Annotated in this window: 26 protein-coding genes; 2 read left to right on the top strand and 24 right to left on the bottom strand. The window is 64.9% G+C overall.

Going from position 1 to position 26,894, the window contains the following annotated elements:
• Window positions 1-41 precede the first annotated feature (41 nt).
• Together cobA and JSV08_05165 are read left to right on the top strand one after the other, a co-directional pair.
• Entirely contained in the window at window positions 42-1,565 is a 1,524-nt protein-coding gene (cobA, locus tag JSV08_05170; protein ID UCF79920.1) for a uroporphyrinogen-III C-methyltransferase, read from the top strand.
• 5 nt (window positions 1,566-1,570) lie between these two features.
• Window positions 1,571-2,626, top strand: a complete 1,056-nt coding sequence (locus JSV08_05165; GenBank protein ID UCF79919.1) for a hypothetical protein — start codon at window positions 1,571-1,573, stop codon at window positions 2,624-2,626.
• 104 nt (window positions 2,627-2,730) lie between these two features.
• Here the strand turns inward: JSV08_05165 and JSV08_05160 are convergent, their stop codons facing one another.
• From JSV08_05160 to JSV08_05045, 24 genes are all read right to left on the bottom strand, one after another.
• Entirely contained in the window at window positions 2,731-3,969 is a 1,239-nt protein-coding gene (locus tag JSV08_05160; protein ID UCF79918.1) for an MFS transporter, read from the bottom strand.
• A gap of 48 nt (window positions 3,970-4,017) precedes the next feature.
• Entirely contained in the window at window positions 4,018-4,764 is a 747-nt protein-coding gene (locus JSV08_05155) for a UDP-2,3-diacylglucosamine diphosphatase (GenBank protein ID UCF79917.1), read from the bottom strand.
• 15 nt (window positions 4,765-4,779) lie between these two features.
• Entirely contained in the window at window positions 4,780-5,748 is a 969-nt protein-coding gene (locus JSV08_05150; GenBank protein ID UCF79916.1) for an NAD-dependent epimerase/dehydratase family protein, read from the bottom strand.
• On the bottom strand, window positions 5,748-7,079 hold the full coding sequence (locus JSV08_05145; protein ID UCF79915.1) for a UDP-glucose/GDP-mannose dehydrogenase family protein: 1,332 nt from the start codon (window positions 7,077-7,079) through the stop codon (window positions 5,748-5,750). Before JSV08_05145 ends, JSV08_05150 begins: the two co-directional genes overlap by 1 nt.
• On the bottom strand, window positions 7,076-8,074 hold the full coding sequence (locus JSV08_05140; GenBank protein UCF79914.1) for a GDP-mannose 4,6-dehydratase: 999 nt from the start codon (window positions 8,072-8,074) through the stop codon (window positions 7,076-7,078). The genes JSV08_05145 and JSV08_05140 overlap by 4 nt, the downstream gene beginning before the upstream one ends.
• Before the next feature lie 141 nt (window positions 8,075-8,215).
• Complete coding sequence (locus tag JSV08_05135) at window positions 8,216-9,280, bottom strand: GTPase domain-containing protein (GenBank protein ID UCF81798.1); 1,065 nt, start codon at window positions 9,278-9,280, stop codon at window positions 8,216-8,218.
• Between the two features lie 61 nt (window positions 9,281-9,341).
• The gene (locus tag JSV08_05130) at window positions 9,342-10,133 is read right to left on the bottom strand and encodes an HAD family hydrolase (GenBank protein UCF81797.1); all 792 of its coding nucleotides are present in this window, start codon (window positions 10,131-10,133) and stop codon (window positions 9,342-9,344) included.
• A 76-nt stretch (window positions 10,134-10,209) separates the two neighbouring features.
• Entirely contained in the window at window positions 10,210-11,166 is a 957-nt protein-coding gene (locus tag JSV08_05125; GenBank protein ID UCF81796.1) for a carbamate kinase, read from the bottom strand.
• A gap of 34 nt (window positions 11,167-11,200) precedes the next feature.
• Window positions 11,201-12,460, bottom strand: a complete 1,260-nt coding sequence (coaBC, locus tag JSV08_05120; GenBank protein ID UCF81795.1) for a bifunctional phosphopantothenoylcysteine decarboxylase/phosphopantothenate--cysteine ligase CoaBC — start codon at window positions 12,458-12,460, stop codon at window positions 11,201-11,203.
• Window positions 12,453-12,725: a DNA-directed RNA polymerase subunit omega gene (locus JSV08_05115; GenBank protein UCF81794.1), complete on the bottom strand. Its 273-nt coding sequence runs from the start codon at window positions 12,723-12,725 to the stop codon at window positions 12,453-12,455. Before JSV08_05115 ends, coaBC begins: the two co-directional genes overlap by 8 nt.
• Window positions 12,726-12,815: 90 nt before the next feature.
• Window positions 12,816-13,442, bottom strand: a complete 627-nt coding sequence (gmk, locus tag JSV08_05110; protein UCF81793.1) for a guanylate kinase — start codon at window positions 13,440-13,442, stop codon at window positions 12,816-12,818.
• A 50-nt stretch (window positions 13,443-13,492) separates the two neighbouring features.
• Window positions 13,493-14,386, bottom strand: coding sequence for a YicC family protein (locus JSV08_05105; GenBank protein ID UCF81792.1), 894 nt, complete (start codon window positions 14,384-14,386; stop codon window positions 13,493-13,495).
• Window positions 14,387-14,401: 15 nt separating this feature from the next.
• On the bottom strand, window positions 14,402-15,085 hold the full coding sequence (locus tag JSV08_05100; GenBank protein UCF81791.1) for a DUF374 domain-containing protein: 684 nt from the start codon (window positions 15,083-15,085) through the stop codon (window positions 14,402-14,404).
• A 2-nt stretch (window positions 15,086-15,087) separates the two neighbouring features.
• A complete protein-coding gene (locus tag JSV08_05095; protein ID UCF81790.1) occupies window positions 15,088-15,687 on the bottom strand; it encodes a hypothetical protein in 600 nt (199 codons plus the stop codon).
• Window positions 15,684-15,920, bottom strand: coding sequence for a hypothetical protein (locus JSV08_05090; protein ID UCF81789.1), 237 nt, complete (start codon window positions 15,918-15,920; stop codon window positions 15,684-15,686). The genes JSV08_05095 and JSV08_05090 overlap by 4 nt, the downstream gene beginning before the upstream one ends.
• Window positions 15,917-17,089, bottom strand: a complete 1,173-nt coding sequence (gene lpxB / locus JSV08_05085) for a lipid-A-disaccharide synthase (GenBank protein UCF81788.1) — start codon at window positions 17,087-17,089, stop codon at window positions 15,917-15,919. Before lpxB ends, JSV08_05090 begins: the two co-directional genes overlap by 4 nt.
• Window positions 17,071-18,561: a hypothetical protein gene (locus JSV08_05080; protein ID UCF81787.1), complete on the bottom strand. Its 1,491-nt coding sequence runs from the start codon at window positions 18,559-18,561 to the stop codon at window positions 17,071-17,073. The genes lpxB and JSV08_05080 overlap by 19 nt, the downstream gene beginning before the upstream one ends.
• A 1-nt stretch (window position 18,562) precedes the next feature.
• Window positions 18,563-19,390: a TIGR02757 family protein gene (locus JSV08_05075; GenBank protein UCF81786.1), complete on the bottom strand. Its 828-nt coding sequence runs from the start codon at window positions 19,388-19,390 to the stop codon at window positions 18,563-18,565.
• A 5-nt stretch (window positions 19,391-19,395) separates the two neighbouring features.
• Window positions 19,396-21,198 carry a M2 family metallopeptidase gene (locus JSV08_05070; protein ID UCF81785.1) on the bottom strand — a complete coding sequence of 601 codons (1,803 nt, stop codon included), beginning with the start codon at window positions 21,196-21,198 and terminating at the stop codon, window positions 19,396-19,398.
• Entirely contained in the window at window positions 21,195-22,163 is a 969-nt protein-coding gene (locus JSV08_05065) for an acetyl-CoA carboxylase carboxyltransferase subunit alpha (protein UCF81837.1), read from the bottom strand. Before JSV08_05065 ends, JSV08_05070 begins: the two co-directional genes overlap by 4 nt.
• A 76-nt stretch (window positions 22,164-22,239) precedes the next feature.
• Window positions 22,240-23,130: an aminotransferase class IV family protein gene (locus tag JSV08_05060; protein ID UCF81784.1), complete on the bottom strand. Its 891-nt coding sequence runs from the start codon at window positions 23,128-23,130 to the stop codon at window positions 22,240-22,242.
• Between the two features lie 84 nt (window positions 23,131-23,214).
• The gene (gene gatB, locus JSV08_05055; GenBank protein ID UCF81783.1) at window positions 23,215-24,666 is read right to left on the bottom strand and encodes an Asp-tRNA(Asn)/Glu-tRNA(Gln) amidotransferase subunit GatB; all 1,452 of its coding nucleotides are present in this window, start codon (window positions 24,664-24,666) and stop codon (window positions 23,215-23,217) included.
• A complete protein-coding gene (locus JSV08_05050) occupies window positions 24,666-25,157 on the bottom strand; it encodes a purine-binding chemotaxis protein CheW (protein ID UCF81782.1) in 492 nt (163 codons plus the stop codon). The genes gatB and JSV08_05050 overlap by 1 nt, the downstream gene beginning before the upstream one ends.
• A gap of 13 nt (window positions 25,158-25,170) precedes the next feature.
• The gene (locus JSV08_05045; GenBank protein UCF81836.1) at window positions 25,171-26,628 is read right to left on the bottom strand and encodes a methyl-accepting chemotaxis protein; all 1,458 of its coding nucleotides are present in this window, start codon (window positions 26,626-26,628) and stop codon (window positions 25,171-25,173) included.
• Between the last annotated feature and the right edge of the window lie 266 nt (window positions 26,629-26,894).

The following is a 26,894-nucleotide window of genomic DNA, read 5'->3' as shown; positions in this document are numbered from 1 at the left end:
CGGAGCGCTCATTAAGCGCCGGGCATGCTACACTGTTTTCGATGAGCAGGCGCGGCAAAGTACATCTCGTGGGCGCGGGGCCGGGGGACCCTTCGCTCGTCACGCTCGCGGCGCTGCGCGCCATACGGCGGGCGGACGTCGTCGTGTACGACCACCTCGTCGAGCGCTCCCTCCTCGAATACGCGCGTCCCGGCGCCGAGCTCGTTTTCGTCGGAAAGCACGCCGCCGGCCCCGCCGGGCGGGGCGCGGGCGTCCTCCCGCAGGACGAGATCAACGCCGTCCTCTGTGAGAAGGCCCTCGAGGGAAGGCGCGTCGTGCGCCTGAAGGGCGGCGACCCCTTCGTCTTCGGGCGCGGGGGCGAAGAGGCGGAATTCCTCCGTGGTCGCGGCGTCGCCGTCGAGGTGATTCCCGGAATCACCTCGGGCCATGCCGTGCCCGCCTACGCCGGCATCCCCGTGACCCACCGGGACCTCGCCTCGCAGGTCACGTTCGTCACGGGGCACGACCGTGACACCGAGGGCGGCGTGCCCGTCGACTGGGAGGCGCTCGCCGGGGCGCCGGGAACGCTCGTGGTCCTGATGGGCGTCCGGCAGCTGAGGCGGAACTGCGAGAAACTCATCGCGGGAGGGAAGCCGGAAAAAACCCCCGCCGCGCTCGTGGAGCGGGGCGCGCTTCCGGAGCAGAGAACGGCCGTCGCGACGCTCGGGACGATTGCGGAAGAATCCGGGCGCGCCGGCATCCGCCCGCCCGCCGTCTTGGTCATCGGCGACGTCGTGCGCCTGCGGAAAATCCTGGCGTGGTACGAGAAGAAGCCGCTCTTCGGGAAAACCGTCGTGGTCACGCGCCACGAAGGAGGGGCGCCCTCGCTCGCGCGGCGGCTCTGGGCGCTCGGCGCGCGCCCGATTCCGCACCCCACCATACTCGTCCGCCCGCTCGCCGAGTCCGCCGCGCTCGACGCCGCCGCGGCCCGCCTGGGCGGCCTCGACTGGCTAATTCTCACGAGCGCGAACGGCGTGCGCTTCCTGTTCGAGCGCATGGAGGCGCTCGGCCTCGACGCCCGCGCCCTCGGGGGCGCGAAAATCGCCGCCATCGGCGAGAAGACTGCGCTCGCCCTAAAGAAGCGGGGGTTTCTCCCCGACCTGGTGCCGGACACGTACACGGCGGAGGGGCTCATCGACGCCTTCCGGCGGGAGGGAAGCGTGAAGGGCAAGAAGATTCTGCTCGCCCGCGCGAAGAAGGCGCGCGAGGTGCTCCCCGAGGAGCTCAAAAAAATGGGGGCCGACGTGGAAGTTCTTCCGGTCTACGAGACCGTGCCCGCCCCGCCTCCAGAGGCGGGCGTTCCCTGGGAGCGCGTGGACGCCATCGCCTTCACGAGCTCATCGACGGTCACGCACCTCCTCGCGGCCTACAAGGACGCGCCCCCCTGGCCGCGCGAGGTGCTCGCGGCCTGCATCGGCCCCGTCACCGCGGAGACGGCGAGTGGGCACTTCAAGAACATCCTCTCCGCGCCGGTGCACACCGTGCCCGGGCTGGTGCGCGCACTGGCGGAGCATTTTAAAAAGTGAGTCCGATGTCAAGCGCTGTCGGTAAAGAAGGAGTTACAGGAATGCCTTTGCGAAAGTTTTTTCGCTGCTTTGTGTGCGGTATTTTCTTTGTGGGTTCCTGGTCATACGCGCAAGACTTTAAAATTCTCCATGAAGACGACCCGTTATATAAGGAAATAATGCCTATAGCCGTGTCCATCAAAGATGCTCTCCTTAACAAGGACAGCGGTAAACTTGGGCAACATTGCCATAACGAATTGCGAAAGCAATTCATCGGTGATGACGCTTCCCCTTATTTTAAAAAATATGTTTTCGGGGACGATGAAACTGCAGGGGGATCCCGGCGCTCGTTGCACCAGATTATAAAGGGGGCAAAAAAGTTAAAGATCGAGCTTGTAGCATATTTAGTATATTCGAATAATTCGGTCTGGGTATACTTCTATGATGAAAGCGAAAGGAAAATTAACTTCACTACCTTTCTAACCGATTATGATGATGTGAAATGGTGCGGCGAAAATGTGGTCATGGCATCTTTAAAACGCACAAAAGAGGGATGGAAATTGTTTAGTGGCCGTTTGTCGCGCGTACCGTTCCATAAAATTCTTCGCGAACAAGATCCGTTGTATAAGGAAATCATGCCTATAGCTGAATCCATCAAAGAGGCTATTCTTCAGAAAGATATTGACGGGCTGGTGAAACATTGTGCCAAAGAATTGAAAGGGAGCACTCTTGAGCTTTATAAGAGGCCTTATTACCAAGAATATATCTTTGGTGAAACACAACAAAAGACTCCTTCAATATATCAGAGCATAAGGGAGGCGAAGCAGTTAAGGGTCGAGCTTGTAGTATATGCGGATGATTTGGTTGGGGTATACTTTTACGACGAAAGTAAAAGGAAGGTTAATCTATTTACCATTCTAACGGCTCTTGATGATATTAAGTGGTGCATAAAGAATCTAGAAAAGGTGTTTTTATCGCGCACGGAAGAGGGTTGGAAAATAGAGCAAAGAAGACATTTCTTTTTTCTTGAAACGGACAGCTGGCAATATAGGTACACAACATACGGAGACTATGAATACTAAGATGTTGCCTGTCTTAGGCAAGAGCACGCCGATCTTATTGTCAGCCCTTTTTTAATTTTCAGAATCCTCAAGCAGTGTTTCCTGTCCATCACTGCTGACTGCGGTTATCGAACGCTGCCCTCCCTCCGCACCGCGGACGCCGCGAGGACAATCCCCGCCCCCACGCTCGCCATGGCCACGAGGAGCGCCGCCTGGTACGACACGGCGTCCACCAGCCAGCCGAGGAACAGCGGGCACGCGACCATAAACGGCACCATGAGCACGCTCGGGACACTCAAGATCAGGGTGTTGTCCTCGCCCTCGGGCGCGAAGCGGAGAAGCCAGTTGACGTGTGAGACGATGAACGTGGACAGAAAGACGCCGCCCAGCACCGAGGCGACGTAAAAGTGCCACATGGCCCCGGCGAAGAAGATAATTCCCATTCCGGCGAGGAGCGCCACGTTGCCCGCGACGATTATGCGCATGTGCCCCACGCGGTCACCCAGCCGGCCCCCCACGTAGCACGTCACCATCTGGGCGGCCAGGAAGACGCCGCTGAGGCGCGCGGCGTCGCCTCCCGAGGCGCCGAACGAATCGGCCGCGTAGACGGCGTAGAACGAGACGAGCGCCGGGTAGACCTGGATGCATGCGCGCGCCGCGAGGTAGCGGCGAAGGCGCGGCTCGCGGCCCAGGACCCGGAAAAACTCCACGAGGTACTCCCGGAACGGACGGCGCGGAGGGGGCTTCGGGTGCGGCACCTCGCGCACCCCCCAGAAGAAAAACGCCCCCACGACCATGCCTATGGCCGTCAGCAGGAAGCAGAGCGCGTAATTCTTCGGAAAGTCCTGTCCGTGGGTGAGCAGGAAGCTCGCGAGGAACGACCCCGCGGACGCGAAGAACATCTGTACGGAAAAGAGGATCCCGGTGGCCTCGCCCCAGCGCCCCGGCTGGGTGGTGCGGCTTACGAAATTGAGCCAGAGAGGAATCAGGAACCCGACAAGGCACGAGCTCGCCGCGAAGAATCCCAGGAACGCGGCGATGTCCGCGCGGGAGAACGGAGGCCCCGTGCGCACGAAGAAAAAATAGAGCGGCAGGGCAAGCCACGCCACCGGCGGAATCAGGTGCCACAGGATGACCAGGCGCCTCTTCTCCGCAAGGTGCGCCGTGAAGTAGGGCGTCAGGAACTGCGGCAGGGTGTGGCCGACGGACACGATAATCGGGATGGAGCTGATGGCGAGCGCCGTCGCCCCGAGTTCCCGCAGGAAGACCGGGAGCAGGATGTGCGCCGCGCTCAGCCCGAGCGCAAGGCCCCAGCACACTTCGACCAGCGCGAGAAAGAAGAGGTTCCGGCGGTGATTTTCCATGACGTTATTTTAGCCGGGGCGCGGCATGCCGCGCCCCCGCCCTGCGGGCTACCCCCCGGAGAACGCCTCGAAGCGGAACGTCCCGTCCGAACCCAAGCGCAGATAGCGGCGCGCCTCGCCCCACATGGGCATCACGAAGAGGGTGCCGTCCGCGAGTTCGTAGCGGCGCTCGGTGTGGAAGTGGCCCAGGATCACCGCGTCGTGTCCCTCGCGGAACTTCGACTCGGCGTAGCGGAGGCAGTGCGCCTCCGGGAAACGCGCCTTGTAGGCGAGGTTCGTGGAGCGCAGGCGGCGCTCCGCGGCGGCGGCGAAGCTCCGGCCGAGCCGCGACGGCAGCACGCGGGCGAGCGCCGAGGCCGCGCGGCTCTTCGACGCGGCGTGCCAGGCGCGGTATAAGCGGTCGTCGACGTTGACCATGTCGCCGTGGAAGAGCGCGATGCGGCGCCCCGCCGCCTCGACGGACATCTCGTCCCGGTTGTAGCGCGCGAAGAGGCGGTCGCGCCCGCCCTCGCGCAGAAAGAAATCGCGGTTCCCCTCCACGAACGAGACGACCGTTCCCTCGTCGTCGAGCATGCCGAGCGTCTCGACGATGCGCCTGTGGTAGGCCCGCTCCAGGTGAGGGTATCCTATCCAGAGATTGAAAAGGTCTCCGAGGACGTAGAGCGCCGGCGTTCTTCCGGGAAGCGACCGCAGGAAGGCCTCGAAAACGGCGAGGCCTTCCTCGCGCTCGTCGAGGTGGCAGTCGGCCACAAAGAAAGCGGTCGCTTTTTCCTTATCCTTCGCGTCCCGACTCATCAGTCGTACGGCCGGCTAAGTCTTCGCCGCGGCCTCGGCAAACCACGCGTACGTTTTCCGAAGACCCTCGCGGAGCGTCACCCTGGACCGGAAGCCCAGGACGCTCCGGGCAGCCTTGACGGAAGCCCGCGATCTGCGAATGTCGCCCCGCCTCGCCTTGGCGCAGCGCGGCCTGACGGCGCCGTCCGCAAAACGCGCAAGCGTCTCGAAAAGCGTCCGGATGGAAACGGCGCGGCCGCTTCCGATGTTGATAATCCGGCCCTCGGCGCGCCGGCGCCCGGCGGCACGCCGAAACGCATCCACGGTGTCGCCCACGTAGACGAAGTCGCGGGTCTGGCGGCCGTCGCCGTAGATGAAAGGGCGCCGGCCGCGCACCAAGGCGTCCGAGAAGCGCGCCACGACCGCCGAATACGGCGACGACGCGCTCTGGCCGGGGCCGTAGACGTTGAAGAAGCGAAGCACGACGACCTCGAGGCCGTACATGGCCCAATAGGCCCGCGCGTAGCACTCCGCCATCCACTTGCTCAAAGCGTAGGGAGTCTGCGGGCGGGGAGGGGTGTCCTCGGGGATGGCGCGGGGGAGACCGTCGCCGTAGACGGCGCAGGAGGAGGCGTAGACGACGCGCAGAACCTCCGCGCGAAGAGATTCTTCAAGCAGAAGCCGCGTCCCTTCGGCGTTCGTCGCGTAAGTCTCCCCGGGCCGTTTGATAGACCCGGGCACGGAGACGAGGGCCGCAAGATGGAAAACCCACTCCGCGCCCCGGAGCGCCCTGCGAACATCTTTCGGCTCGCGCACGTCTCCCCGCACGACGCGAACCGCCTTTTTCACTTCCCGCAGGTTTTCGAGGCTGCCCGAGCTGAAATTGTCGAGGACGGTCACCGCGTGGCCCCGCCGCACGAGGGCCCGCACCAGGTGCGAGCCGAGAAAGCCCGCCCCTCCCGTAACGAGGCAAGCCGCTCTGGATCTAGCGACGGGCCTGCACATCAAACCCCGCCGGAAAGGGAGCCCTGTCGTCCGACGCCTACGCTTCGGAATCCCGCGGCGCGAAGCTCTTCCGGCTCGTAAACGTTGCGCAGGTCGGCGAAATTGGCCTCCGCCATCGATTTTCGGATTCGTTCGAGGTCGAGCTTGCGGAATTGGTTCCATTCCGTCAAGAGCACGAGCACATGGCTTCCCTCCGCGACCTCGTAGGGATCGTTCGCGTAGCCGACGCCCTTCAGGACTCGCTTCGCATTCTCCATGGCTTCGGGGTCGTAGGCCTTGACGCGCGCGCCCCGCTTGAGAAGCGCCGCGGCGACGCGCAGCGCCGGTGACTCGCGCACGTCGTCGGTGTTGGGCTTGAACGCAAGCCCCAAAACGCCCACCCGCTTTCCCCGAAGGTCGCCCGCCAAGGCCTCTATCTTCTGAACCATGCGCTCCGCCAGGCGCTCGTTCGCTTCGAGGGCGGCCTCCACGATTCGAAACGGACTCCGGTGCTCGCTCCCCATGCGGACGAGGGCGCGCGTGTCCTTGGGAAAGCACGAGCCGCCGAAGCCCGGGCCCGGGTGAAGAAACTTTCTGCTAATCCGCCCGTCGAGGCCGAGGGCGCGCGCGACCATGTGCACGTCGGCTCCCACGGCGTCGCAGAAGCCCGCGATCTCGTTGATGAACGAGACCTTGGTGGCCAGGAACGCGTTCGTCGCGTACTTGACGAGCTCGGCCGTCTCGAACGAGGTAATCACGAACGGCGTCTCGATGAGGTAGAGCGCGTCGTAAGCCTTCTTCATCACGGAGAGCGCCTCCTCGCTGTCGCTTCCGAGCACGACCCGGTCCGGGCGCAGGAAATCCTGCACGGCCGAGCCCTCGCGCAGGAACTCGGGGTTCGAGGCCACCGCGAACGGCCGGCCCTCGGGAAGGCGCTCCGACAAGAACTTCTTGAGACGGCGGCACGTGCCCACCGGAACGGTGCTCTTTACCGCCACCACCTGAAAGTCCGCTGACTTCGCCATGGCGCGCGCCACCGATTCCGCCGCCGCAAACAGCGCCTCGAGATCGACCGACCCGTCCGGGGCCGAGGGCGTTCCGACGGCCAGGAAGATGACCTGCGCCTCGCGCACGGCTTCCTCGAGGTCGACCGTGAAGCGAAGGCGCCCCTCGCGCTGGCCGCGCTGCACGATGTCCTCGAGGCCGGGCTCGTAAATGGGCAGACGCCCTTCCTTGAGCTGCTGAATCTTCTTCTCGTCAATGTCCACGCATGCGACCTGGAATCCGAACTCCGAAAATCCCGCGCCCGCCGCGAGGCCCACGTAACCGGTACCGATAACTGCGATTTTCATAGCTTGTCCGACCCGGTGAGGGTCGCCGCCTCCGCGCCGGCCGGCCCGCCTTCCGCACGGCACCAGGCCACGGTGCGCTCCACCCCTTCCTCGATGGAAGTCTTCGGGTCGTATCCGATCTCCCTTCGGGCGAGCGATATGTCGGCGTAGGTGCGCTCGACATCGCCCGGCTGGTGCGGCTGCCACTCGATTTTCGCCTTCGTCCCGACAGCGCTCTCGATGAGGGCCGCCAGGCCTTTCAGCGAGATCGTGCGCGACTCGCCGATGTTGTAGATATGAAATCCATCCAAGTGCTCCAGTGCCTGGAGCGTGCCGTGCACGGCGTCGTCGACGTAGGTGTAGTCGCGCTCGCTCGAGCCGTCGCCGTACAAAACGATGGACCGGCCGCGGAGGAGGGCTTGCGTGAACTTGCGGATCGCCATCTCGGGCCGCTGCGCGGGGCCGTACACGGTGAAGTAGCGCAGGCACGTGACGTCCATGCCGTAGAGATGGTGGGTGTTGTAGCAAAGCAGCTCGCCCGCCTTCTTCGTGGCGGCGTAGGGCGAGATGGGGAAATCCACGTTCATGTCCTCCCGGAACGGCACTTCCTTGCGGTTCCCGTAGACGGAGGACGACGAGGCGAAAAGAAACTTTTTCACTGAGAACTCGCGGGCGCACTCGAGGAGGTTGAGCGTGCCACGGACGTTCGTTTCCTCGTACAGGAGCGGGTCCTTGAGCGAGGGGCGCACCCCCGCCCGCGCGGCAAGGTGGAGGACGGCGTCGAAGCGCTCCCGGCGAAAGGCCTCGCGCAGGAAAGGCAGGCTGCGGATGTCACCCTCCTCGAGGCGAAACGCCTCCATCTTGAGGAAGGGGGCCACGTTCCGGCGCTTGAGTCGGGGGTCATAAAAATCGTTGAAGTCGTCGACGCCGACGACGTTCGCGCCCCGAGACATAAGAGCTTGGGCCAGGTGCGAGCCGATAAATCCAGCCGCCCCGGTCAGAAGATAGGTGGTCATCGTCCGTTTATTAACAAGGAAGATTATAGGGTGCGCCCCGGGAAAATGCAAAACCGCCCCCCCTGGAGGGCCGAAAGGGCCGGAGGCCCCGCGCGAAAGCCGCCCCGGCGCGCCTGAGATCCACCGTCTTGCGTACGGCGCCTACGACTTGATAAGCTTTTCCAGGACGGCTTGCTCCTGCCGGAGCGTTTTCAGGGCCTCCTCGATCAGCGCGAGCTGGCGCTTGTTGGACTCGTAAAGCGACCTCAGGTACTCCTCGCGGTCCGACGAGTCGATCTCTTCCGGGAGAACCGGGGAAGCCGCCCGCGGCGCCGGGTTCGCCTCCCCGGGGTCCCCTTCGTTGACGTCATCCGGCAACTCTTCGATCTCCTCCGCCTCGATCTCTGCAACCTCCTCGGACAGGTCTTCGTATTTCACCTCCCCCTCTTCCTCCACCTCGGCCCCCCGAGCTTCCGGCGCCGGGCTCGACGCGGCCTGCTCGGCCGGCTTCGGCGCCTTGGCCGGCTTCTTGGCCGCCTTCTTGGCCGCCTTAGCTTCCGGGGCGGGCTTGGGCTCACGCTTCTTCATGCCGGGGCCGAGCTCGACGGCGGGCTTCGTCCCGGGCTCGAGCTCGCACGAGACGCCCTTGTTGAGGTTCTTAATCACGGCGCCCACGATGGCCTTGAGCGTCTCGTTCACGCCCGTCCCCTCGATGGCCACGGCCTCGAAGTAGGGCGTATCTATACGGTAGCGCAAGGCGTTGTTAAGATCCTCGCACGTGGAAATGCTCGGCAGATCGCGCTTGTTGAACTGGAAAATAAGAGGGATCGTCCTCGGGTTGAGGTTGTTCTTGATGAGGTTTTCCTGGAGATTCTTGATGGACTCGACGTTCGCGTCCATCATGGCCTCCTGGGAGTCGGCCACGAAGACGACGCCGTCCGCTCCGCGCAGCACCAGGCGCCGCGTGGCGTCGTAGAAGACCTGTCCCGGCACGGTGTAGAGCTGGACGCGCACCTTCATTCCCCGCACCGACCCCAGGTCGATGGGCAGAAGGTCGAAGAAAAGGGTGCGGTCGGTCTCGGTGGCGATGGAGAGGAGCTTTCCCCTGCGGTCGGGATTCGAATTGTCGTGGATGCACTGGAGGTTGGTCGTCTTGCCGCAAAGGCCGGGTCCGTAATAGACGACCTTGAGGGTCATCTCGCCGACGGCTTTGTTAATGAGTACCATGCGTTTCTGTATTCCCCTTATTCAAGAGTAAGAGAAATGCTACCTAAGGATACGCGGCGTGTCAAGGAGCCGGCTCCTCAAGAAGCGCGAGAATTTCGCTCAGGCGCCGAACGGTATGGACCGCGCCCGTGGGGGTCGCGTCTCCCACGAACGGGTCGGGAACGTCGTTTTCGACAAGGACCGGGGTCATCCCGGCCGCCGCGGCGCCCTCAAGCTCGTTCCCGCCGCCGTCGCCGACGTAGAGGCACTCGAAGGGCTGCAGACGTAGCTTGTGGCACACGCGCTTGTAGAGACGGGGGTCGGGCTTTCGCGCGCCCTCACGACACGAAAAGATCGAGGCGTTGAAATACGGAGCAAGCGGCGTCTCGAACCACCCGCTGGCCGCCGTCTGGTAGCAGTCGCTCATGAGGGCGAGGAGCAGGTCGCACTTTCTGATCGCGCGGACGGTATCGAGCGCGTCGGGCTTGAAGTTTTGGAACATGCCGAGCACGAACGACTCGTTAATCCTGACGGCCTCCTGCACCCCTTCGTCCCGCGCCTCGAGGCCGAGAGCTTCCAAAACGAAGCGGATGTTGTCCTCGAGCGAGGCGAATTTTCCCACCAGGCGCTCGTGGCGCGAACGAAACCATGCGTCTAAAAAACCGCTCCCCGACGCGCCCACGGCGTCCGCCATCCGCTCCACCATCGCGCGGTAGCTCTCCAGTGGCAGCACCTCGACAAGCGTTCCGAACAGGTCGAAAACCACGGCGCGAAAAGGCATCTTCCCCGACGTGCCCACGATCTCGCGCCCCCCGATCATAACGGGCGCGCTTCCAGGATAAAGCCTCGGAGGGCCCGGTGCGTCTCGTCTCATAGGGGTTTATTATAGCCCGTAACGGAAGAAAGGGTTAGGGACGCGGTGCGGTCACCCACCGCAAGGGGGAGCCGGCTCACCCACTCCTCACAATCCTCGTGCCGCTTTGGCCCCGCAGGGCGCGCTTCCAGGCCCGGGCGGAGGTAATGAGCACCTCGCGCCCGCGGCCCCGCCGAATGAACGAGAGCGTCGACTCGATCTTGGGCCCCATGCTTCCCGGCGGGAAATGCCCTTCGCGCAGGTGGCGGCGCGCCTCGCGCGCGGTCATTCGCAGAAGGTTTTCCTGACGCGGCGTGCCGAAGTGAAGCGCCACCTGCGGCACTTCGGTGAAATTTACGAGCCACGCGGCGTCGAGGGCGTGGGCAAAAAGCGCCGCCGTCCAGTCCTTGTCCACCACGGCCTCCACGCCGCGCAGCTCGCCCCGGCGGGTGCGGACGACGGGAATGCCCCCGCCTCCTCCGGCAAAGACGGAATAACCCGCGTCCAAAAGGAGGCGCACGGCGGCCAGGTCCAGAATCTCCAGGGGCTTGGGCGACGCGGCCACGCGGCGAAACCCGCGCCCCTCCACCTCCACCATCGGCCAGCCCTTTTCCTGCTGAAGGTGCCGCGCGCGGTAGCGCGTGTAGTAGGGGCCGATGGGCTTCGTGGGGCGGCGGAAGGCCGGGTCACGCGCGTCCACGCGCACCACGGTGAGCACCGTCACGACCGGCGACGACTTCTTCCGCCGCGCCAGCTCGTTGCGAAGCGCCTTCTCGAGAAGATAGCCCATCTCCCCCTTGGTCTTCGCCACGCAGTAGTCGAGCGTGACGGGCGGAAGCTTCGTGACGGCCTCCTCGGAGCGCAGGAGCTCGTTGCCCGCCTGCGGGCCGTTTCCGTGCACCACGAGGAGGCGGGAGCCGCCTTTCAGGATGTCCCCCATGATGCGCGCCGCCTGGGCCGCGAGGCGCTCCTGCTCCTCCTGCGTTCCGTCTATATTGGCCGGAAGTATTGCGTTTCCACCGAACGCGAAAACCGTGAGGCGCCGTTTCTTCATCAGAATACGCGTGAAGGCCGACGAGAAATGATTTCTATGAATTCTTTGAAGAGGGTTTTTCCCGCTTCCCGCGGGCGGCGCTTCGCCCCCGGCCCAGGGCCTCCTCGACGGCGTCCCATATGCGTCCGGCGACCTCGGCCTTCGAGCCCCGCTCAATCCGGACGCGGCGCCCGGAAGCAAGAAGGAGGATTCCCTCGTTTTCGTCACTCTCGAACCCGACGCCGTTCTTGGACACGGGATTGGCCAAAACGGCGTCGAGGTGCTTCTTGCGCAACTTGCCAAGCGCCCCCTGCTCCAGCCGGGAAGATTCCTCGGCCGCGAAGCCGAGCGTCCAGACGCGCTTTCGAAGCGGCGCCGTATCCTCAAGGATGTCGCGGACGGGCGCCATCGCGACCGTTTGGGGCAAATCCCGTTTCTTGGCCTTCGTGCGCCGCGGCGTTTTCGGGCGGACGTCCGAGACGGCCGCGGCCATCACGAGAACGTCCGCCTTGTCCCGGCCCGCCGCGGGCTTGCGAAGGAGCTTCTTGAGGGCGGCGAACATTTCCTCGCCCGAGGTGACGCGGACGACTTCGACCCCCGCCGGAGGCACGAGGGGCGTCGGGCCGGAAATGAGCGCCACGTTCGCGCCGCGGCGGTAGGCCCCCTCGGCGAGGGCGTAGCCCATCTTGCCCGACGAGCGGTTCGAAAAAACGCGCACGCGGTCGAGCGGCTCGGCCGTAGCACCCGCCGTGACGAGGACGTTCTTTCCGGCAAGCCGCCCCCGGGCCAAGTGATGCTCCACCGCGTTTGCGATGCCTTCGACCTCGGCCAGCCGGCCGACGCCCTCCTCGCCGCAGGCCATGACGCCCGGCGCGGGGGCGACGAACCTGACGCCGCGCGCTTCGAGCGTCTTGCAATTTTCGCGCACCGCCGGATGCCTCCACATCGAAGGGTTCATGGCGGGCGCCACCATGACGGGCCCCTCGAATGCGAGGCAGAGCGTCGTGAGAGAATCGTCGGCGATCCCGCAGGCCATCTTCGCGAGCACGTTGGCGGTGGCGGGGGCGACGACGAGGGCTTCGCCCCAGCGGGCGAGGCCCACGTGCTCGACCGACCACTCCTCCGGCTGCTCGAGCGCATGGGTGGTCACGCGCTCGCCCGAGAGCGTCTCGAACGTAAGCGGCGAAACGAACGCCTGCGCCGCCCGCGTCATGACGACGCGCACGCGGTGACCGCGGCGGCGGAACTCCCGCACCAGGTCGGCCGCCCGGTAGGCGGCGATGCTTCCCGTGACGCCCAAAACGACGTTACTCATCCCGGGCCTTGTCCTCGTGCGGAAGCGACGCGGCCGGAGCGCGCCGAGAAGAATCTTCTTGGCCGGCCTCGGAAGCGAATCCCCCGGACTTCGCCGGCGGCCGGGGATTCGAAACGTCCACGCGGACGAGCCCCCGGCGAATTTCCTCGTACGCGATATCAAGGGGCCGCTTGAGCTTTCCCCCGAGATCAATGAGAGGGTGGCTCCCCTGAAGCAGGATTTTGGCCCGCTCGGCCACCACGCGGGTCAGAAGGTACCGGCTCATACCTGCTTGCTCAGACAAATCGGAAAGCCCGTCGGACTTTTCCGCAGACTCTGAAGGATTTTCCTTCTTGCTCATATGTGCATGACTCCTTTAGGAGGCGTTCGAGAGCTCACGGACAAAACGCTTCACCCTAGGTTCTTGTTTCACGCGGCGGAGGCGCTCGGCCTCGACGATGGCCCGAAGCGCCGCCGCGCACTCGCCAATCCTTTCGTTCACGACGATGTAATCGTAGCGCGGCCAGGCGCGCACGAATTTTTTCGCATCCCGCATCCTTCGCTCAAATTCCTCGGGCGAGATCCCTCCGCGGCCCCGAAGGCGGCGGCGGAGGTCCGAAACTGCCGGCGGTATCATCAGCGCGAGCACCACGTGCGCGCGGCCCCGAAGCGCCGCGCGGACGGCCCGCGCCCCCCTGGGATCGACCTCCAGGAGCACGTCCCGCCCCGCCCGAAGCGCCCGCTCCACAGGCTCCCTCGGCGTCCCGTAGAGACAGCCGTGCACCTCGGCCCATTCGAGGAATCTTCCCTGCTTCACCCTCCGCCGAAACATTTTCTCCGAAAGAAAGCGATAGTCGCGGCCTTCCCTTTCGCCCCGGCGGGGCGGCCTCGTGGTGCAGGAGACGGAAAAAGCCAAACGGTTCACCCGCCGCAGAAGGCGCTTGCGGATCGTCGTCTTTCCGCTTCCCGACGGAGCCGAGAGCACGAAGGCGATGCCCCTCATCCGCGCAGCGCGCGGAGTAATCCTTTTTTTTCCAACCCTCGAGGGTGGGGTCATTCGATGTTGCGCGCCTGTTCGCGGAGCCGCTCGATGCTGGTTCGCAATTGCAGAACTATGGGCATGAGGTTGTCAAAACGGGCCTTCACGGAGAGGGTGTTGGCCTCGCGGTGCATCTCCTGGAGCAGAAAATCGAGCGATCGTCCGGCGTCCCTCTCCTCCGAATCGATGAGGGTGCGAAATTGGCCGAGGTGGCTGCGCAGGCGCGCCACCTCCTCGGCGATGTCGCTCCGCTCGGCGTAGAGAGCCGCCTCGCGCAGTATGCGCTCGTCGTCGGCCTGGAAATCCCCGGCCTCAGACCACTCGCGGAGGCGGTCGGAAAGCTTCTGCGCGTGGGCCGCGACCATGCCGTCGGCGCGCGCGCCGATCGCGTCTACGGTCTGCTCCAAAGCATCGAGGTGGGTGAAGAATTCCCGCTCAAGCGCCTTGCCCTCGGCGCGCTTCATCGAGAGCGCGCCTTCGAGCGCCTCGTCGAGCGCGGCGAAAATCACGGACTTGTCCTCTTCCCGAAGCTCGATTTCACAAGGCAGGACTTCGACGGCGCCCTGCACCCGGAGCGCCTCGGCGAACGGCACGCGCTCGCGGACGCCGAGGTCCTTGCGGAGCTCGTTCACTTCCTGCAGCCACGCTTTGACGAGCGGCGCGGATACGCGCAGCTGCGCCGGCGCCTCTTCCAGGGACTCGATCCGAAGCACCGCGTCCACCTTGCCGCGCGAAAACGCCTTCTCCAGCCGAGCCCGCGCCTCCGGCTCGAGGGACTCGAACGGCTCGTTGAGGTTCACGCGAACCTCGAGATGGCGGTGGTTGAGAGAGCGGACGCTCGCCGTCGCCCGAAAGCGCTTGCTCTGCGCCCCCCCACGGCCAAAACCCGTCATGCTACGAAGAGGCATGGTCTTTCCTGCTCCCTAGGCTGCGCCTCGCATCGCCCATGACGCTTCACTACACGCTCCGGTCCGCATAGTCCGTGAGCTCGTTGAGCGCGCGCTCCAGTGCGGCGCGCTTTTCCTCCAAGAGCGCCTCGCCCGCGTCCCGCGGCACGAGGATGGGCTCTCCGTAAACGAAGAGTCCCCGCGAGAACGGATACGGCAACAGAAACCGGTCCCACGATGAGAAGACTTTTTTTTTGAGGCGGAAAAGGAAGCGGGCAGAATCGGCGCCCCGCTCAAGCGGGCCGCCTGCACGACACCCGGCTGCGCGCGGTGGCGCGGCCCGCGCGGGCCGTCGGGCGTAAAGCCCACGGTCGTGCCGCCCTGGAGCGCGCGCACCACCTCGCGCAGCGCCGTCACGCCGCCCCGCGTGCTGGAGCCCCGGAGGACCCTGTGGCCGAAGCACTCCATGGTGCGGCCGATGAGCTCGCCGTCCCGGTGGCGGCTGACGAGCGTGGTGATGCCCTCCGGCCTGTCCCGGTAGGCGTAGCGCATAATAAAGAGGCGGGCGTGCCAGAACGCGAGGATGAAAGACCTGCGCTCCCGGAGCAGCGCGTCCATGCGCTCGGCGCCCTCGCTGCGAAGACGCATCGAGCGGTACAAAAAGCGCATGTATGCACTCGCAATCCTGGGGACGACGGCGAGTATGAGGGCGTCTCGCACCGTCACGCTCCTTCCTCGCCCTTCCCGCCTGCGCCGGCACGTTGTTCCACCCGCTGCAAAACGGCCTCCCAGACGTCCGCAACCTCCAGGCGCTCCGCCCACTCCGAGACGTAGGTCCGGTCCACCTCGTCACCAGAGATTTTGAGGATTCCGGCAACGTCGCGCAGGTGCTTGTCGGAAGAGCCTTTTTTGTAGAAATCCAGCTTGGCCAGGATGACGTCCTCGGGCGAGGCGAAATAAACCTTCTGATCGGCGATAACGGGCAGGCGCCGGCGGCGCTGGAATTGGCGCTTGTCGAACGGCTGCCCCTTCGAAACTACGAAGTCAATCTTCAGTGCGGAGGGAATATGAATCACATTGAACATGCGTTTTTGGCGCACGGCATCCAGAGCCATCGTTTCATCGAAATAAAAATCCTTTTCCGGAAAGGAAGACTTGAGGGCGTACACTTGGTCTTCCCGCAGCTTCACAACGATGTCCACGTCATGGGTTTCGCGGACTTCCCCATAGTACATCGAGGCCACGGAGCCGGCCACGACGTATTCCACCCCGACGCGCTCCAGCGCCTGCGCGGCGAAACACAAAAGCTCATTCGGATTCACGCCCCCCGTCCGTATCGCCTATGAATTTCTTCCAGGAGCGCCCGGTCCGACCACTGGGGGTGATTTTCCCGAAGGTAGGCCTCGATGCGGGAGCGAGCGCTTTCCCAAACTTCGGAGGCGAGGCGCAGCCGCTCCGCTCCGCTCATACGGCGCAGGATCTCGGCCACGCGGTCGTCCACCACCTCGATGCGGCGCGGGTCAATTCTCGACTTGTTTGTCAAGACAAGTTTCACAGCCGCCTCCCCTCGGAGGCCGCGGCCTCCTCCACCGTGCGCAGCACCCACTCGGCTGCGCGCCGGGCCGCGCCCGATTCGCCGAGCGCTTTCCGCACTTTTTCGAGTCCCTTCAGCATCACTTCGCGCCGTGTCGAGTCCTCCAAAATGGCGCGCACCTCGCGGGCGAGCGGCCTCGCCCGAAATTTCTCCTGAATCAACTCCGGCACCACCGCCTCCCCGGCGAGCAGGTTGGCCATCGCAATCCAGGGAACGTCCACAATTCGCCGCGCCACAAAATAGCTCAGCCTCGAAAGGCCGTACACCACGACCATGGGAACCCCGAGCAAGGCCGCCTCCACCGTGGCCGTTCCCGACGTCACCATGGCCGCATCCGCCGCATTCAGAACATTATACACGCAGTCGCGGGAGAGGGCAATGCGCAGGCGCTCCGCCCGGCGCCATGCCGGGTGAGCGGGGATAAAGCCGCGCTCGAGCGTCGGGGCGGAGGAGAGGACAAACTGCATCTCGGGGCGCTCCTCCGCGAGGCGCGCCGCGGCGCCGAGCATTCCCTCGATGTGGCGCCGCACCTCGCTCTCGCGGCTGCCCGGAAGCACGGCCACCGTGGGCCTTCCTGGGTCCAGGCCGGCGGACTCGAGAAAATCCTCACGCGAGGCAGTCGGGCGCGCCTCGTCCACAAGCGGATGGCCCACGTAGACGGCCTCGACGCCCGCGTCGCGGTAGAACTCCTCCTCGAACGGGAAAATCACGAGCACCCGCCGCGCGAACGCCGCGATGTCGTGGACGCGCCCCCGGCGCCAGGCCCACACCTGCGGGCTGATGAAATACACGATGGGGATGTCGGGCGCGCGGACCCGTATCTCGCGCCCGAGGCGGAGGTTGAAGTCGGGAAAATCCACCAGCACGACGCCGTCGGGCCGCCTCGCGGCCACCGCATCGGCCATCTCCTGAAGAACCCTCCGATATAACGGAAGTTTTCTTACAGCCTCCGTGAGCCCTACTACGCCCATGTCGCGCGCGTGGTGGAGTACCTCGAAGCCCTGCGCGGCGCACTGGTCGCCCGCGACGCCGAAGGCGCGCACGTCGGGGCGCATTTGCCGAACGGCCCGCAAGAGGCTCGCCGCGTGCGCGTCCCCGGAGGCCTCGCCCGCTAAAAGAAAGAGTTCCATTCCACCGAAAGCCGTCCCGTCAGATAATCCAGGGAAACGTCGCCGGGAGGCGCCTCGACTTCGAAGCTCGCGTGCTCGATGCGGGCGAGCGCTTCGAGAACGGCCGGGGGCACCGATTCCTTGCGCCCCACGAGCGCCGCCAGGTCTTCGAGCGCGCGGAGGCTCTCCGAAAGCGGCGCGCCCCGGAGTTCGACGCGAAAGAGCTCCCAGGCCGGAGCGGGCGAGCGCGGAATCTCCAGAAGCGAATCGAGCCGGCCGCACTCAAGCGACGCGACGATAAGCCCCTCGCGCTCGGCGTAGCACGGCTCGATCATCCCGAGCGAAAAGCTCGCCACGGTGAAGCCGTCCCTCTTCTCCCGGCGAATCTCCGGAGACAAAATGCCGCCGCTCTGCTCCTCCACGAGCCACGTCCCAAGGTATAGAAGCGAGTTCAGGAATCCCGAAAGCTCTTTCTGCCTCGCGGGCTCCGGGACGAAATAAAGGGCGGTCCCGGGGAGCGTCGCACCTCCTTCGGGAGCGAAGACGCACAGTGCGCGCAGCGCCGCGACCGCGTCGAGCGCCGTCCCGAGGTCGAGCGGTAAATTGTGCTCGAAATCGCCCGGATCGAGCACGCCGAACGAGAGCGCATGCTGGACGAGAAGCGCGGCCTCCTCCTCGGCCTCGGGGGGAAGCGAAAACGGTCGCGCGGCTATCCGGCAAAGCGCGGCCTCCTCCTCGGCGAGCGTCGCGCTCCAGCGGGACTCGAGCCGCCCGGCCTGAAGGTGAAAAATCCCCCAGGCCCGCTGCTCGCCGAAACGGGCCGCGGTGACGCCCGAGATGTCCCGGCCGCTTTCGCCCTCCTCCCCCAAAGCGGCCAGCCAGCCATCGCGCGCCTGCTCGTCGAAAAGGGGCTCGCCGGCGCGCGCGCCCTTCTGAAGCGGGGGAAAGGCGGCCGCATAGAACGTGCCGCGCCGGTAGTCCAGGTAAACCGGCGTGCCGTCGGGAAGCCTTTTGTCGGGCAGCGACTTTTTCGACAAGGCGGCCTTCCAGAGGGCCCACGCCTGCGTGCAAAGCTCCGTCAGCCGGAAAAGCGAGCGGACCGACGGGCGCGGCCGCGCCGCGAGCCAGAACGCCGGGCGCTCCTCCCCGCCCTCGCCCGGATAGAGCGCGAACGCCACCTCGCCTCCGAGCATGGGCCTAAGCTGCGCGTACCTCCGCTCGAAGACCTCGCGAGAGAGCGCGATATTCCCCTGCTCGGCGAGCAGCTCCATCCCCCGCCAAAGGGTTTCATCGGGGGGAAGCGCCCCGGCGACATCGTAGCCGAGGACGGCGAAGGCCGCGCCCTCGGGCATCTCCCGCCACAGCGCGTGCGAGGAGAAATCCTCGAGCGTCCGGAGCGGCTTGTGCCTCAAGAAAGCCAAGCCCCAGAGCGCGGCTTCCAGGGCCGCGACCGCGATGAGCAGGGTGAGAACGATCCACAGCGCGCGCTTCACGTCACCGACCCCCTCCGCCGCCGCGGCTCCCAGCGCCGTCGAGGAGCGCCCGGGCCGACGTGGCCGTCCTCCACGCGCCCTCCACGCCCGCCCACGCGATGGCGAAGTCGTAGCGCACGGGGTCATGCGGGCAAAACGCGCGCAGGCCGCCCGTAATCTCCTCGGCCATCCGCCAATCCCCGGTCTTGCGTTTCGTGAGGCCGAACAGGCGCCCGAAGCGCGCCACGTGGGTGTCGAGCGGCATCACGAGATCGGCCGCCCGCACACGTTTCCACAGCCCCAGGTCAATTCCGTCGTCTCCGCGCACCACCCAACGAAGGAACAGGTTGAGCCGTTTGCATGCACTTCCATTTCTCGGCAAGGGAAGCAGGTGTTTGAGGAGATCTGGATGCGAAGAACGCTTGTAAAACACTTCGGCGAAGCGTGCAAGCGATTCCATCATATCCCGAGGCCGGTAGCCTTCGAGGAACAAGGCTTCGAGCGAACCATGCTCGCGCAAAATCTCTCCCACCAATTCCAGCGCCTGCGCCATGCTTGCCCCTTTTGTGACGCGATGGCGGAATCCGCAAAGTGCTTGGTGCCACTGCCTCGGTTTTGTTGTAATGATGGCTTGACAAGGTTCCTCACCCAAGATATCTATAATCGCTTTGACGCTTCGGAAAATTTGTTTGATGTTTCCGTACGCAAGAAGTGCCGCAAGGAACGCAACAACTTCCTTATCACGTGGTTCAGCGTAGCAGTGAGGGAAATACTCTGGGTCATTTTTAAGATATTCGCGGCCGTAGCGCCTCGCGAGCGCATCCAGGATCTCTTTGCTCAAAACGTGCATGGCGGCTATTTTCCCAGGCGGTAGCGAATGTACGCGTCGGCGCCCAGCTTCTTTCCGAGCGCCTTCCGGTAGAGCTTCCGCCACGGCTTTGCGGCCCCGTGCCGGAAAAAGGTTTCATCAAGGTAAGAAGCGAGCCGCGCGCTTCCGACCACGCCGCCCGCGTTCTCCTCGACGTGCTCCCAGAGGGAATCGCAAATCATGTCCGCGAGCAGGTAGTTCTGAAGGTACACGGGATGCGTCGTGAAATGCACGATGCCCCCCCAGGGGAAAACCTCGTCGCGGCGGGCGACGCCCACAGTTTTCTCCACAAGGTCCCACCAGAGCTTATTGAGGTCCCGGGAGGGACTCTCGAACATCGCGCGCTCGAAGCGGAGCAGGGCGAGCGTAAAGCGGAGGCGGTAGAGATTCTTTTTTCTCGCGTGCGCGCCGAAGCGGCTCACGAGCTCCGCGGGAGCGCCGGCCACGTCGCGCAGCCAGCGCTCGTCCTCGACGACGCGGCCGAAGAATTGCCCCATCCCCTCGGTCATGGGGCCGCCCGCGTCGTCGCGCATGTCCCACGGCTCCGCGGGCACGTGCTTCGAGTACACCGCGTGGCCGAACTCGTGGAAGAGCGTGCGCGCCGTCAGAAAGCCGTCGTTCAGGTTCGCGAGGATGCGCACGTCCACGGGGGGGTCGATGGCGAAGGAATAGGCGTGCTGGGACTTGTTCGGGCGCGGCTCGAGGTCGCAGACAACGCCGAGCGCGTCTATGTCGAACCCCATCTTTTGGTAAGAATCCTTGATGCGCGCCTCGAGCGCGGCCTTCGGGAAAAATTCCTTCATCTCCTCCTCGACGCGCTCCGGGTCGTAGCTCATGTCCCACGGCTCAAGGCGCTCGACGCCGAGGGCGGCCTTCCTCTCCTCCAGGTATTCTCTATACGGCTTGCGCGAGAGGCGGTCGAGGCGCTTCAGCAATTTCTCGATTTCCTCCACGTCCAGGTCGTTCAGCTCGAACTTCATCTCGTAGAAGCTGCGGTAGCCGAGGCTCCGGGCGTGCTCGTTCCGCATCCGGACGAGCGAGCGGACGCCATCGGCCATCTTCTCGCCTACGGCGTAGAGGGCGCGCCACGCCCGCTCGCGCTCCGCCCGGTCGGCGGAGTAGCGCAGGACGTCGCGCAATTGCTCGTTCGTTTTCTCCTCGCCGTCGAGCACGGCGCGGTGCTCGATGAGGATGGCGTGGGTGTCGTTTTCGAGCTTCTTGAGCGCCTCGAGAAAATCCTTCTCCCCCTGGTATTCCAGAAAGTCGCGGTACTGCCGCTCGACGCGCCATTTCAACAAAGGTTCGTCGTCCAGTTGTTTCAGGCAGCGCAGCGCCTTGAGCGTCTCGAACGTTTCCTTGTCCGAATAGAGCGCAATCTGCTGCGCCTCGAGCTCGTCGAGCTTCCCGCGCTCGCCCGTGGTGTAGAAGTCCCAGAGCTCGTTCCCGTAGGCGATGTCGAGCGGGACGATTTTTTGGCCCAGGGCCTCAAGGAAGCTTCCGACGGCTTCTTTCCAGTCACCATGAATGTCCAACGACAGGCCCGGGCCCGGAAAGAAACTTGATTTGGCGACGTGATTCACGTCTATCTTGGTATCCTCGAGGTTATCGTAAAAGCTTACGATCACATACGTGTTCCCGCATTCGACCACGCTGAAAAAAGAAACGGATTCGACGTCAGCCCCGCTCAATTCGGGCGTCTGTTTTTCCCCCAGCGCTTGTCCAAAACCGAGCGTGGCAAAAAGCGTCCCAAGCACCATCGCCACCCGGAGGCAGGAAAGGGCTTTCTTCACGCGTCGGCTTCTTCGAGGAACGCGCCCATGCGGCGGAACTTGGCGTAGCGGCGCTCGCGGCGCTCCTCGGGCGGGAGGGCCTCCAGCTCCCCGAGCTGGCGCTCCAGGGCGTCGCCCAGGCTCTTCGCCATCCCCTCGGGGTCGGTGTGGGCGCCGCCCTGGACTTCGGAAATAACCTCGTCAACGAGGCCGAATTTTTTCAAGACGTCGGGCGTAAGCCCCAGGTATTGAGCCGCCTCTGGGGCCTTGGCGGCGTCCTTCCACAAGATGGCCGCGCAGCCTTCGGGCGAGATAACGGAGTAGACGGAAAATTCGAGAATATTCACGACGTCGCCCATGCCGATGGCCAGCGCCCCGCCCGAGCCCCCCTCGCCCGTGATGGTCGCGATGAACGGCGTCGTGAGCGAGGCCATGAGGCGCAGGTTGCGCGCGATGGCCTCCGCCTGGCCGCGCTCCTCGGCGTCGATGCCGGGGAAGGCGCCCGCCGTGTCGATGAAGGAAAGAAGGGGGAGCCGGAATTTTTCGGCGAGCTCCATCACGCGCGCCGCCTTGCGGTAGCCCTCGGGGCGCCCCATGCCGAAGTTTCTGGCAATTTTCTCCGTCGTGGTGCGGCCCTTCTGGTGGCCCACCACGGCCACCTCCCTGCCACGAAACGTCGCAAATCCCGCCACGATCGCGCCGTCGTCGGCGAAGCGGCGGTCGCCGTGAACCTCCGCAAAATCCTCCGTCATGTGCTCGAGGTAATCGAGCGTGTAGGGGCGGTCGGGATGGCGCGCCACCTGGACCTTCTCCCATGGGGAAAGGCGCGAATAAATTTCCCCGGTCTTCTCGTGCAGCTCGCGCTGGAGCTCCTCAAGGCGCTCCCTAGCGTCGTGGTCGTCGAATCCGTCCAGGGCAATGAGGTGCCTAATCTGCTCTCGAATCTCGAGAAGTGGGGTTTCAAAATCGCCCGCTTTGCGGTACATCATCACGGGTTCGTCTCTCCACCACCATGATAGCCCAGGGGAGGGCTAAGAGTCAACGTTACGCGGACACCGGCCCTTACCGGCCCGCTTCATCCGCGTAATACGCGCGGAACGCCGTCAGGAGCAACCGGCACACGGGCCCCATACGCCGCCCCTTGCCGACGCGCCGGCCGTCGAGCCGGGTGACGGGCATCGCCCACGAGGAGCTGTTCGTGTAGAAAATCTCGCCGGCGCTGTCGAGAACCTTTCGCTTCGCCTCGACCTCGCGCACCTCGATGCCCATGGCCCGGGCGAGGGCCATCGCGCGGGCGCGGGTGATTCCGGGAAGAATCCCCGTACCGAGCGAGGGCGTGTAAACGACATCCTTCCGCACCCAGAAAAGGTTGCTGCGCGCGCCCTCGGCCACGAGCCCTTCGGCGGTCAGAAGGAGCGCCTCGTCTGCGCCCTGCCGGGCGGCCTCCTCCGCGGCCAGGATGTTTTCCAAATAGTTGAGAGACTTGAGGGTCGGGGGAAGAGCCTCGGGAGGAACCATTCGAATCGCCGAGGTCCAGAGCGAGGCCCCTCTTTCATACTTCGCTTCGGCGTACCCCTTGAAGGCAACGGCGAAGGCCGCGACGGTGGGCGGCCCTTTCGCGTTCTTGAAGGAAAGCCCCCACGCCGAGGCGGCGCCGCGCGTGACGGAGAGGCGCACCATGGCGTTTCGCAGTCGGTTGCGCCGGAGCAGGCGCCTCAGGCCGCGCGCGAGTTTTTCCTTCGGATAGCGCCGGCCCAGGGGGATGCCGAGCCGCCTGGCCGACCCGTAGAGGCGCCGCGCGTGCGCGTCCCACTCCAGGATGACTCCTTCCATGGCGCGCATGGATTCGAAGGCCCCGTCGCCGTAGAGGAACCCCCGGTCGAGCGGCGAGACGCGGGCCTGCGCGCCGCGGACGACGCGGCCGTCGAGGTAGACGAAGGGGGCGAATTTCATGGGAGTATCGAGTATGAAGAGTGGGAGGCAGTTGCAGGGTTTTGCAGGGGAAGTGGAAAGTTACTAAGGACTATACTCTGCACCCTACCCTTTCCCTATCGCCTCCCTCATAATCTTCTGCACGGACTTGGGATTCGCGCGGCCGCGGGTCTTCTTCATGACCTGCCCCATCAGGAACCCGAACGACTTCTCCTTGCCGCCGCGCACCTCCTCGGCCACGGAGGCGTGTTCCTTCAAGACCTCCTCGACGACGCCCCGGAGGGCGCCTTCGTCGGAGATCTGGCCGAGGCCCTTCTTCTCGACGAGCGCCCGCGGCGAGGTGCCGGCCCGGAAAACCTCGGGAAAAATCTCCTTCGCAATCTTTCCGCTCACGGCGCCCCCGGCCACGAGCTTCAGGAGCTCCGCAAGGAGCGCGGGCGTGAGCTTGGACTCCCGGAGCGCCACTCCCGACTCCTTCACCTCGCGCAGCGCCTCCGTCATGAGCCAGTTGCTCGCGGCCTTCGGGTCGCCCCCGAGGCGCGCCGTCTCCTCGAAGAACGCCGCGAGCTCGGGCTCCTGCGTGAGCACGTCCGCGTCGTACGCCGGTATGCCGAAGTCGCGCACGAAGCGCTCGCGCTTCTTCATGGGAAGCTCGGGCAGATTCTCCTCGATCTCCCGGAGCCACACCTCATCCACCTCGACGGGCGGCAGGTCGGGCTCCGGAAAGTAGCGGTAATCGTGAGCCTCCTCCTTGGAGCGCATGGAGCGGGTCTCGCGCTTCTCGGGATCGAAAAGAAGCGTATCGAGGACGACCTTTCCGCCTTCCCGTAGAATCTCTTCCTGGCGCTCGATCTCGTACTCGAGCGCCTGCCGGAGGAAGCGCATGGAGTTCAGGTTCTTGATTTCCGTTCGCGTGCCAAGTTCTTTCGAACCGGCCGGGGCGATCGAGACGTTGGCGTCGCAGCGGAGGTTTCCCTCCTCCATGTTGCAGGCGCATACGCCGAGGTGAAGAAGAACCAGGCGAAGCTCCGACATGTACGCCTGCGCCTCCTCGGGCGAGTTGATGTCGGGCTCGCTGACTATCTCGATGAGGGGAACGCCGGCGCGGTTCAGGTCCACGGCCGTGCCCGTGCCGGTTCCCTCGTGCGCCAGGTGAACCAACTTTCCCGCGTCCTCCTCCATGTGGACGCGGTGGATGCGGACGCGCTTCGAGGCGCCGCTTACTGGAATCTCGATAAAACCCTCGACGGCGAGCGGGAGCCGGTACTGGCTTATCTGGTAGCCCTTGGGAAGATCGGGGTAGAAGTAGTTTTTCCTGGAAAACCGGGAGCGCCCGTTGACGCGGCAGCCAAGCGCGCGCGCCGCGCGAATGGCGTAGCCGAGCGCCTGGTGATTAAGCGCGGGAAGCGACCCGGGAAAACCCAGGCACACGGGGCACGTGTGGGTGTTCGGCGGGTCTCCGAAGCGCGTCGAGCAGAAGCAAAACAGCTTGCTCTTCGTGAGGAGCTGGGCATGGATCTCGAGGCCGATGGTGGCGCGGTATTCTTGCTCCGTCATCAGCTTCCTTCCGCGGGCATCTGGGAAGTAGAAAGCTCGCTCTCGAGCTGCCGCCTCTCGACGGGCGTGAGGATGCGCCCGATGTCGAGCACCATGTAGAGTCGCTGCTCCGCGTCCTGATAGACATCGCCGCTGTAGGCCGCATCCCCCTCGGTGAGGACCTGGGGGGCGCGCAGGAACTTTTCCGTCTCCGTGCGAATGACCTGCGTCGCCTCGTCCACGACGAGGCCCAGGTGCTGCGCGTCCTCGCCCGAATCAAGCCGCAACACGATGATGCGGTTTTTGCGCCGCTCCGACACCTCGACGTTGAAGCGGCGGCGCAGGTCGACGACGGGAATCACGAGGTTCCGCAGCCGTATGACGCCCTCGACGAAGGGTGGCGCCTGCGCCACCTTGACGGGCTCCCGGGGAAGAATAATCTGGACCACGGAGAGGATGTTGACGGCGTAGTACTGGGAGCCCACGCGGAAGCCGATGAGCTGAACGTCCATTGCGCCTTCTCTCCTACTGGCCGCGCAGTCGGAACGTGCGAATCTCCTCCTCGAGGGCCCGCGCCTGGTTTTGGAGCACGCTCACGACCTCCTGGAGTTCCTCGACGCTCCGGCGGCTCGCCTCGATGACCTCGTTGTGCCGCTCGAGTGAGTGCAGAATCTGCTGGCTCCCCTGGGCCTGCTGCTGCGTCGCGCTCTGGATGTTGCCGACCTTTTCGTTCACGACCTCGACGGCGGCCGTGATGAGCTGGCTGCCCTGGTGCTGCTCGACGGTGGCGCGCTTCACCTGGCTCGTCATGTCGCGCATGCGCTCGAGCACGCGCTGGATCTGCTCGCTTCCCTGCGTCTGCTCCTGGGTGGCGCGGCGGATTTCCTCGACCATCGTGCGCACCTGCTCCACGGCGCGGCGGATGGACTGGCTCGACGAGGCCTGCTCCTGCGTGGCCCGGGCGATGCGCTCGGCCATCTCGGCCGACTGCTGCGCGCCGCTGAGGATGTCCTCGAGGCTGTTGCCGGCCTCCTGCGAAAGCGCCACGCCCTCCTCCACGCCGCGCGAGCCTTCCTTTATGAGCTTGATGGTCTCCCCGGTCTGCTCCTGGACGCCGCCGATGAGATCGGCGATGTCCTTCGTGGACGAGGCCGTGCGCTCGGCGAGCTCCCGAATCTCGTCGGCCACCACGGCGAAGCCCCGGCCCTCCTCGCCCGCCTGCGCCGCTATGATGGCGGCGTTCAGGGCGAGAAGGTTCGTCTGCTCCGCGATGTCCTCGATGACGTTCACGATTTTTCCGACCTCCTGCGAGCGCTGCCCGAGCTGCGATACCATGTCGCTCGAGCGGGTCACGAGGCCACGGATGTTCTCCATGGAGTCCGCCGTCTTCGTGACCGTTTCGCGGCCGCGGCGGGCTTTTTCGGAAACCTCCACGGAAAGCGTGTTCGACTGCCCCGCGGACTGCTCCACCTGGCGGATGGAAACGTCCATCTCCTCCACGGCCGACGAGGTGCTCGCGACGAATTCCTTCAGGTTCTCGACGTTCTGGTCGATCGCCCTGATGGACTGCACCATCTCGGTCGTCGTGGCCGCGGAGTCGTTGACCGAATCGGTCAGGGACTCCGTGCTGTTCGACACCTGCTCGATGGTCGCCGCCATCTCCAGGATGGACGACGACGTCTCTTCCGAGGAAACGGACAGGTCGTTAACGCTGTCGGCGATGCTCTGGATGGACTGGTTCATCTCCTCGATGGAAGCCGAGATGTTCTCGAAAGTCGTGGCCTGCACCGAGGTGCCCTGGCCCAGCCGCTCGGCCGCCTCGCCGATCTGGTTCCGCACGCCGCCCAGGCGGCGGTTGCCCTCCTGAATGCGGCCGATGATGGTCTCGAGCGTGTCCGCCATGGTGTTGAAGCTCTTGGCCAGGTCGGCGATCTCGTCCCTGGAAAGCGCGTGGACGCGCTGCGTAAGGTCGCCCTTGGCCATGGAGCCGACGGCATGGCTCAGGCTCTCGAGCGGGCGCAGAATGACCCCGGCGAGAAACCGCACCGTCACGACGCCCCCGACGAACACGACGGCGAAGATGAACGCCGTCCACGCCAGAAGCTGCACGCGCGCCTCCCGGATTCGCGCGAGCGAGAAGACGAGCCGGATTTCCCCGATGGTCGCAAGCTTGATCTCGGGCTTCCCCTCCCCCAGCTCACCCCCAGTAGCCGGGGCGGCCTGCTCTTGCTGAATGGGGTGCGTAAAGA

Source organism: Acidobacteriota bacterium (assembly GCA_020349885.1).
Lineage (GTDB): Bacteria > Acidobacteriota.
Note: the sequence above shows the minus strand (reverse complement) of the source record. Positions and strands in the feature narration are given on the sequence as shown.

What these genes read in the sequence shown, in the direction of transcription:
- JSV08_05050 (UCF81782.1), bottom strand. Translation starts at nt 25,157, where the DNA reads ATGGACGTTCAGCTCATCGGCTTCCGCGTGGGCTCCCAGTACTACGCC.
- JSV08_05105 (UCF81792.1), bottom strand. Translation starts at nt 14,386, where the DNA reads ATGCCTCTTCGTAGCATGACGGGTTTTGGCCGTGGGGGGGCGCAGAGC.
- JSV08_05045 (UCF81836.1), bottom strand. Translation starts at nt 26,628, where the DNA reads ATGGCCAAGGGCGACCTTACGCAGCGCGTCCACGCGCTTTCCAGGGAC.
- gmk (UCF81793.1), bottom strand. Translation starts at nt 13,442, where the DNA reads ATGAGGGGCATCGCCTTCGTGCTCTCGGCTCCGTCGGGAAGCGGAAAG.
- JSV08_05115 (UCF81794.1), bottom strand. Translation starts at nt 12,725, where the DNA reads ATGAGCCGGTACCTTCTGACCCGCGTGGTGGCCGAGCGGGCCAAAATC.
- JSV08_05130 (UCF81797.1), bottom strand. Translation starts at nt 10,133, where the DNA reads ATGAGACGAGACGCACCGGGCCCTCCGAGGCTTTATCCTGGAAGCGCG.
- JSV08_05060 (UCF81784.1), bottom strand. Translation starts at nt 23,130, where the DNA reads ATGAAATTCGCCCCCTTCGTCTACCTCGACGGCCGCGTCGTCCGCGGC.
- lpxB (UCF81788.1), bottom strand. Translation starts at nt 17,089, where the DNA reads ATGGAACTCTTTCTTTTAGCGGGCGAGGCCTCCGGGGACGCGCACGCG.
- JSV08_05065 (UCF81837.1), bottom strand. Translation starts at nt 22,163, where the DNA reads ATGTACCGCAAAGCGGGCGATTTTGAAACCCCACTTCTCGAGATTCGA.
- cobA (UCF79920.1), top strand. Translation starts at nt 42, where the DNA reads ATGAGCAGGCGCGGCAAAGTACATCTCGTGGGCGCGGGGCCGGGGGAC.
- JSV08_05160 (UCF79918.1), bottom strand. Translation starts at nt 3,969, where the DNA reads ATGGAAAATCACCGCCGGAACCTCTTCTTTCTCGCGCTGGTCGAAGTG.
- gatB (UCF81783.1), bottom strand. Translation starts at nt 24,666, where the DNA reads ATGACGGAGCAAGAATACCGCGCCACCATCGGCCTCGAGATCCATGCC.
- JSV08_05145 (UCF79915.1), bottom strand. Translation starts at nt 7,079, where the DNA reads ATGAAAATCGCAGTTATCGGTACCGGTTACGTGGGCCTCGCGGCGGGC.
- JSV08_05135 (UCF81798.1), bottom strand. Translation starts at nt 9,280, where the DNA reads ATGGTACTCATTAACAAAGCCGTCGGCGAGATGACCCTCAAGGTCGTC.
- coaBC (UCF81795.1), bottom strand. Translation starts at nt 12,460, where the DNA reads ATGAGTAACGTCGTTTTGGGCGTCACGGGAAGCATCGCCGCCTACCGG.
- JSV08_05165 (UCF79919.1), top strand. Translation starts at nt 1,571, where the DNA reads ATGTCAAGCGCTGTCGGTAAAGAAGGAGTTACAGGAATGCCTTTGCGA.
- JSV08_05075 (UCF81786.1), bottom strand. Translation starts at nt 19,390, where the DNA reads ATGCACGTTTTGAGCAAAGAGATCCTGGATGCGCTCGCGAGGCGCTAC.
- JSV08_05155 (UCF79917.1), bottom strand. Translation starts at nt 4,764, where the DNA reads ATGAGTCGGGACGCGAAGGATAAGGAAAAAGCGACCGCTTTCTTTGTG.
- JSV08_05140 (UCF79914.1), bottom strand. Translation starts at nt 8,074, where the DNA reads ATGACCACCTATCTTCTGACCGGGGCGGCTGGATTTATCGGCTCGCAC.
- JSV08_05150 (UCF79916.1), bottom strand. Translation starts at nt 5,748, where the DNA reads ATGTGCAGGCCCGTCGCTAGATCCAGAGCGGCTTGCCTCGTTACGGGA.
- JSV08_05125 (UCF81796.1), bottom strand. Translation starts at nt 11,166, where the DNA reads ATGAAGAAACGGCGCCTCACGGTTTTCGCGTTCGGTGGAAACGCAATA.